Below are 6,997 nucleotides of genomic sequence, written 5' to 3' on the forward strand. Positions count from 1 at the left end.
AGGTTGGCTTGCTCCCTCAGCGTTTGTTAAAACGAAATGATGGAATATAAGAATACAGGAGCCGTATACGAGGTCCGTACGTACGGTTCTGTGAGAGGGATGAGGCAAAAGCCTCACCCTACTCGATGTGTCTTATCGGAGGTTTTTACTAACGTAATAGCTAACTTACTTATTAAATTATTTATTTTAGGTGTAAGGGAAATGGATGAAAGTAATAACTAAGTTAGTATTTATTTTAACAAGCATAAATGAATAGGTAATGAGCATATTTGTGATCATATCCACCCGCAAAATTCACGTATTATTTTTGGACGTGTGCTATTAGTCGGTTTTTATTTAGCGAATGCATCAATAATTGGGCAGCTTGCTTGATCATCTCCATGGCAATCTTGAGTCATCTTTTTGAGGCGATCTAAGAGCAATTGCTGCTGGTCGATACGTGCTTGTAACTCTTCTATTTTCTGTAATGCAATGACTTTTACATCGGCACTGCTGCGGGTTTCATTTTCGCATAACTGTAGTAATGCTTTACTTTCTTTTAGGTTAAAACCCGCATCTTTAGTGCCTTTAATGAAATGTAACTGCTTAATGGATACCTCTGTGTAATAACGGTATTCATTGTCCCCTCGTAGGGGAGGGGGAATTAGTCCTATTTGTTCATAATGACGAATTGATTTTACGGATAATCCCGTTTTTTTCGCCGCTTGGCTGATAGATAACATAGTTATTCCTTGGTAGATCAATCGCTTTTAGTAAGCTTAAAACGTTTAAGTAATAATGAATTGGTTAATACGGTAATACTGGACAAGGCCATAGCACCACCTGCAATTGCTGGACTTAAGTATCCCATCGCGGCAGCAGGAATAGCCACTGTATTAAAAATAAAGGCCCAAAATAAGTTTTGTTGTATTTTAACCCAAGTCGCTTTAGAAATATCAATTGCTTGTACTACCAAGCGCGGATCATTACGCATTAAAGTAATCGACGCACTCTCTTTGGCAACATCACTACCCGTACCCATGGCAATGCTGACATCTGCTTGTGCGAGGGCTGGGGCATCATTAACTCCATCGCCGACCATCGCGACTGGTTTATGTTTTTGCAGTGTTAACAGGTGCGCCAGTTTTTGTTCGGGCTTTAGTTCGGCGAAGCTCTTGCTTATCTTTAATTGGGCACTGATCTGCTCAACCACGCTGCGCTTATCGCCGCTTAAAATAACCGTTTCAATATTACGTTTATGAAGCGCTTGTATCGCCTCTAAACTTTCCGGACGGAGTTGATCGACAATAGTTATATATCCTAAAAACACACCGTCACAAGCGGCATAAATTAAGCTGCCCGCTGCGGTCATTGTATCGTCTGTATATTGCGTGGGGACGTTAATTTGAAAACGTTGCATCATCGCTAGATTACCCGCAATCAGCAATTTCCCCTCTAGTTTGCCATATATTCCCTCACCGCTTATGGCTTGCACCTCTTTAGCTGTAACCGCCTCTATTTTGGCATCTAAACAGTAACTTTTGACCGCATGGGCGATGGGGTGTTTGCTACCAACTTGTAATGCATTGATTTTACTAAGCAGGGAAACCTTATCATTGTCAATACTGACGATTGTATCAATCTTCCCATTACCTTGGGTAAGGGTGCCCGTTTTATCAAAAATGATAGTTTGTAATTTATAAGCCAGCTGCAGGGTTTTAATATCTTTTATTAATATCCCATGCTGCGCGGCAACGCCAGTACCAACTACCATTGCCGTCGGTGTTGCCAAACCTAATGCGCAAGGGCAGGCGATGACTAATACGGCCACCGCGCTAATCAATGCATGTTGGAAATCACCACTGATAAAATACCAAGTCATAAATGTCAGCGTCGCAATTAGTAACACTATAGGCACAAAAATAGCGCTGATTTTGTCAACCAACTGCATTATAGGTGCCTTGCTCATTTGCGCATTCTCAACTAAAGCTATGATTTTGCTGAGGCTAGTCGACTCGCCAACCGCTTCTGTCTTAACCAGTAATACTCCATCACCATTGAGGCTGCCAGCGATAACCTGGCTGTTTGCTACTTTCAAAATAGCTTTGCTTTCGCCAGTTAATAACGATTCATCTAAGTAACTTTGACCTTCAATCACAAGGCCATCAACGGCCACTTTTTCACCAATAGCCACTTGTACCTGATCGCCTATCTGTACCTCGTCGATATTGACATCAATAAATTTTTTGCCTTTTTTTACCCTTGCAGTATCTGGGCGTAGAGCCATTAATGCGTTGATCGCACTACTGGTACTTTGCTTGGCGCGATGTTCCAAATATTTTCCCAATGTCACTAAGGAGATAACCAGTGTACTTGATTCAAAGTAGAGTGGGGAATCGCTGCCTGACAAGATAATAGCGAGGCTATAAAAATAGGCAGCACTGGTTCCCAATATTATCAATACATCCATATTGGTGGTGAAATTTTTAATGCTTAACCAAGCACCTTTATAAAAACGGCTACCAATTATAAATTGTACTGGCGTGGCTAAAAGAAACTCTAACCATGGCGTTAATAAAGGCTGATCTTGATAGATAAACATGTGCACCATGCTGATTAAAAAAGGAATACTTAATAAAGTGGCCGCCAGTATATTCAATCGCGCTTTGTTATTCTGCTTTTGTTGTAGTGCAACTTTTTGTTGGTTTTGTTGTTTAAAATTATGCTTGGACTTAATGCTTAGCTGATAAGGAAGCTGAGTTGAAAAATGGTCAATATCGGTCTTTTTTAATGCCCCTTGAATGGTCTGAATTTGCACCGTATCGGTAGCAAGATTGCTATTTGCAGCAAGAATAAAAGGATGTGCATTGAGCACTTTAGTGGTTTTATTGGCACAACTTGCACAATTCCATCCGCTCACAGAGATAAGCAACGTTTCTCTGTCTGTTTGGTAATCGTTCTTATCTAAAACAGCTAAAATAGTCGTCAGGGTATTAGCGTGATCAATGTTATCGGTAAAACTTATTTGCGCACTTTCTAACGCAAAATTAACTTCAGCACTGATCCCGTTAATCTTATTTAAGGCCGCTTGTAATCGACTTGCACAAGCCGCACAATTCATACCATACACGGGTAACTTTAATATTGATGAATAAGACATATGATCTCCTAAATATTAATCTACTCATAATAGTCTAGCTATTACCCTTAGGGTAAGGTCAATATAAATTCAGTAAATATTTGCAATTTATAAAAAACACTAGAAAATAAAGCTGTCTATATAAACAGGTGTCTATTTTGGCTGAACAAACTTTAACTGCGCAACTAACCCGGCAACGGAAAATTATTCATATTGATATGGACTGTTTTTACGCTGCCGTAGAAATGCGTGATAATCCTCAATATCGTGATATTCCTTTAGCAATAGGTGGGAAAAGTGAGCATCGAGCAGTGCTATCTACGTGCAACTATCTGGCTCGTAAATTTGGTGTGCGCTCTGCAATGCCGAGTTTTAAAGCCAAGCAACTCTGCCCTGATCTATTGATTGTTCCTGGACGTATGTCAGTTTATGTAGCTGTTTCACAAAAAATAAAAGAAATTTTTTACCGTTATACGGATTTAGTTGAACCACTTTCTCTTGATGAAGCTTTTTTGGATGTTTCAGATTGCACTTTGTTCAATGGTTCTGCTACTTATATTGCTGAAGATATTCGTCGTGCTATTTTTGAAGAACTAAATTTAACGGCTTCCGCAGGCATTGCACCGTGCAAATTTTTAGCAAAAATAGCGTCCGATGAAAATAAACCTAATGGTCAGTGCGTGATAACGCCTGCTCAGGTCTGCATTTTTATCAAAACATTAGCCCTAAAAAAAATACCGGGTGTTGGCAAAGTTGCGCAGCAAAAATTGGCGTTAAAAGGATTATTTACCTGCTTAGATGTGCAGCAATATCCAGCACAAAAGTTATTATCTGAGTTTGGCAAGCTTGGCGCTGCGCTGATTAATTTCAGTCAAGGAATTGATGAACGGACGGTTAAAGCGAATATACAACGAAAATCATTGGCTGTTGAACAGACCTTTGCTTTGGATCTGATTAGTGAAGAGCAGTGTCTTGAAAAAATGAGATTGGTTTATAGTGAACTCGAAAGACGCTTACAGAAAGTGCTCAAAGATAAGGTTATCAATAAGGTTGGAGTCAAGATTAAGTTCAATGACTTTTCAATTAAAAGCAGTGAACGGCAATCATCCGAATTATCTTTTACTATGTTGAAAATTTTATTGCATTATCTACTAGATAAAAACCCACATAAACCGATTCGCCTGCTTGGCATCTCTGTAGGCATAGAAGAGCGTCGCGCTGATAGTGGTAATGCATTACAGCTTAGTTTTATTGATAATGGTTTTAGTTAAAGTGAATGGGTAAGGTAAATATGGAAAAAGTGGTATTAATTACCGGAGCGAGTGCCGGCTTGGGCGAAGAATTTGCTCGACAACTTGCGCAGAAAGGCTTTTCTTTATTACTCGTTGCGCGTCGCGAAGAGCGTCTATTCACTCTTCAACAACAGTTGTGCTTACAATATCCTGATCTCGTTATTCATTCTTTTTGTGTCGATCTACGAGACGATCTGGCAGGCCAACAGATAATAGATTATTTGCAAAGCAACGCGTTATCTCTCGTTGGATTAATCAATAATGCCGGATTTGGTCAACGAGGACTATTTTCTGAAATTGATGTAAATACACATTTAGATATGTTGCAAGTTAATATTCGCAGCTTAGTGGCACTAACTTATCTAGCGATAGCTGAATTTGAGGTGGAACTTAGCTTTATTGTTAATGTTGCTTCAACGGCCGCATTTCAGGCCGGTCCTAATTTAGCCGTTTATTATGCCAGTAAAGCCTTTGTTTTATCCTTCAGCGAAGCGTTACATGAAGAGTTAAAAGAGAAGCAAATCCAAGTCAGTGCGCTTTGCCCTGGTGCTACTAATACTGAATTTGCACAGGTTGCAGACCTATCTGGTTCACTTCTCTTTAGATTGCGGGTGATGGAAAAGCAGGCGGTGGTCGATTATGCGCTAGCGAACTTACATAAAGCGATTGTGATCCCGGGTGGGGTAAATAAATTTGGGGCCTTGATGGCGCAACTTTCACCGCGTTCTATCACTCGAAAATTGGCTTATTATATTCAAAAATAGTAAATAAATTTGTTCCCAATATACGCTTAAAAAGCGATGTTTTTAATCCCGTCATAAATAAATTGAATGGCTAACGCGGCCAATATTACGCCCAAGAAACGTTTTAAAATTTCATCACCGGTTTTACCAATAATTTTTTTCAAGTATTTAGATACCAGCATCAATAATAGGGTCAAAGTTAATATGCTGATAATCGCAATCGATACTGCAATCGTGCCGGTTATTTCTGAAGTGTGAGAAAACAACAGAATAGAAAGCGTTAATGTGCCTGGTCCCGCAAGCAAAGGAATGGACATTGGAAAGACGGAAATATCATCATCCTTGCCCGAGCGAGAAAAATCCATGGCTTTTGTTATCATGTTGAATGCGGTGAAAAACAGTAATAAACCACCAGAGATACGCAGAGAGTTAATATTGATGCTTAAATGAGAAAACAGCGTCTCTCCATAATTACCAAATAAAATCAGTGTGATGCCGCTAATAACAACGGCTTTTATCGCCATTATGTGACGGTGCTTTTTATCACTATCAGCCGTTAAAGAGTTAAAAATAAGGGCGGCACCAATCGGGTCGATAATAACAAAAAGTGCAGTTAACGCATGCAGGTAAATCGCGATATCCATTATGTAGCCTTTTTACTTAATTCCAAAAGTGGTTTTTTCACTCTATTACAGGCGAGTCACTCAGGCACGTAAAATAAAAACCTTTCCATAAGTAGTTAACGAACCATAATAGCGCGACTTTAAATAAGTTTTTTAACATCGGCAGTTAAGGAAGATAGTTTGCAGCAAGGTCCTTTAAGTGAAGAGCGCAAGGGTACTTGCTTTGATAGCGGATGTAAATCTGACAAAGGATTAAATACAGGCGTTATATCAATGAATCTTGCAAAATTAATACCAACGCTAATTGTTTCACGCTATGCTCATATGAACCTGTTAGTAAAGCAAAATGTACCCGTTAAATAGGATCATGATTATGAATAAAGATTTGATTATTAAATCGGCAGAAAATTTAAAAAAAGCGGTGCCTTTAATGATGAAATATAAAGTTCCCACAACGCCATTGAATTATTCTTTATGGTATAGCTATGTCTCTAATGAGCTGCCAGAATTAAATGAACAATTAGACAAGCTAATTGCTAATAAAGGTGTTTGTCCACCGATTCAGGCTGAATCGTTGTATCGTGAATTTGTCGCAGATAAAGCCGATACAACCGCATGGGATCTTAGGCAGAGTATTGATAAAATGCTCGTAGAATTGGATCAGACAATCATCGATACGGATAGTGATACGAACAAGTTCCAGCAATCTTTCGCTAAAACATTTGTAGATTTGCACCGTGTTGAAGAAGATGGCTGCTCAGTCGATGATGTGGTAGGTTTACTTAAAAAGCTGGAGAGTGATTCAAAAGGCATGCAACGCTCAACACAGTTTTTTAGTAATAGTTTAGCGATAGCAAAAAGAGAAATAGCTTCATTAAAAGAGCAGCTTAAAAAAAGTCAAAAACAGGCTCTGTATGATTCATTGACAGGCTTATTAAATCGCAATGCATTTAATACCGAGGCATCACTTTATTTAGATAAAGAAAACAATGGTTTATGTTTAATAATGGCTGATATTGATCATTTCAAAGCGTTTAATGATCAGTGGGGTCATCTGTTGGGGGATCAGGTGTTAAAAGCGGTAGGACGAAAATTCAGCAATTCTCGCTCAAATGATCTTTGCTAAGATAAAACAGCTTTTTCAGCTGTTTTTCCATTTTATGCTCGTCAACCTGTGCTTTCCTTGGTTTTTCCTTTTTCAAACAGGCAAGGATCAAGCTA

Annotated in this window: 6 protein-coding genes; 3 read left to right on the top strand and 3 right to left on the bottom strand. The window is 39.0% G+C overall.

What is annotated here, in order from left to right; genetic code table 11:
* Positions 1 to 332 precede the first annotated feature (332 nt).
* On the bottom strand, positions 333 to 722 hold the full coding sequence (cueR, locus tag KSO91_RS15265) for a Cu(I)-responsive transcriptional regulator (RefSeq protein ID WP_238743893.1): 390 nt from the start codon (positions 720 to 722) through the stop codon (positions 333 to 335).
* A gap of 17 nt (positions 723 to 739) precedes the next feature.
* Positions 740 to 3,139, bottom strand: a complete 2,400-nt coding sequence (locus KSO91_RS15270) for a heavy metal translocating P-type ATPase (protein ID WP_238743894.1) — start codon at positions 3,137 to 3,139, stop codon at positions 740 to 742.
* A gap of 137 nt (positions 3,140 to 3,276) precedes the next feature.
* Between KSO91_RS15270 and dinB the strand changes: the two genes are divergently transcribed.
* Positions 3,277 to 4,389 (top strand): DNA polymerase IV, encoded by a 1,113-nt coding sequence (gene dinB / locus KSO91_RS15275; protein WP_275114019.1) that lies wholly within the window; start codon positions 3,277 to 3,279, stop codon positions 4,387 to 4,389.
* Between the two features lie 20 nt (positions 4,390 to 4,409).
* On the top strand, positions 4,410 to 5,174 hold the full coding sequence (locus KSO91_RS15280) for an SDR family NAD(P)-dependent oxidoreductase (RefSeq protein ID WP_238743895.1): 765 nt from the start codon (positions 4,410 to 4,412) through the stop codon (positions 5,172 to 5,174).
* A gap of 26 nt (positions 5,175 to 5,200) precedes the next feature.
* On the opposite strand, the gene KSO91_RS15285 is transcribed toward KSO91_RS15280, so the two are convergent.
* Positions 5,201 to 5,797 carry a MarC family protein gene (locus KSO91_RS15285; RefSeq protein ID WP_238743896.1) on the bottom strand — a complete coding sequence of 199 codons (597 nt, stop codon included), beginning with the start codon at positions 5,795 to 5,797 and terminating at the stop codon, positions 5,201 to 5,203.
* Between the two features lie 352 nt (positions 5,798 to 6,149).
* Between KSO91_RS15285 and KSO91_RS15290 the strand changes: the two genes are divergently transcribed.
* Complete coding sequence (locus KSO91_RS15290; protein ID WP_238743897.1) at positions 6,150 to 6,902, top strand: GGDEF domain-containing protein; 753 nt, start codon at positions 6,150 to 6,152, stop codon at positions 6,900 to 6,902.
* Positions 6,903 to 6,997: the final 95 nt, after the last annotated feature.

The organism is Psychromonas antarctica, assembly GCF_022267535.1.
In the GTDB taxonomy this organism is placed as follows: domain Bacteria; phylum Pseudomonadota; class Gammaproteobacteria; order Enterobacterales; family Psychromonadaceae; genus Psychromonas; species Psychromonas antarctica.

Bases quoted from the DNA above. Each gene is read 5' to 3' on its own strand.
- KSO91_RS15285 (WP_238743896.1), bottom strand. From the start codon at position 5,797: ATGGATATCGCGATTTACCTGCATGCGTTAACTGCACTTTTTGTTATT.
- cueR (WP_238743893.1), bottom strand. From the start codon at position 722: ATGTTATCTATCAGCCAAGCGGCGAAAAAAACGGGATTATCCGTAAAA.
- KSO91_RS15280 (WP_238743895.1), top strand. From the start codon at position 4,410: ATGGAAAAAGTGGTATTAATTACCGGAGCGAGTGCCGGCTTGGGCGAA.
- KSO91_RS15290 (WP_238743897.1), top strand. From the start codon at position 6,150: ATGAATAAAGATTTGATTATTAAATCGGCAGAAAATTTAAAAAAAGCG.
- KSO91_RS15270 (WP_238743894.1), bottom strand. From the start codon at position 3,139: ATGTCTTATTCATCAATATTAAAGTTACCCGTGTATGGTATGAATTGT.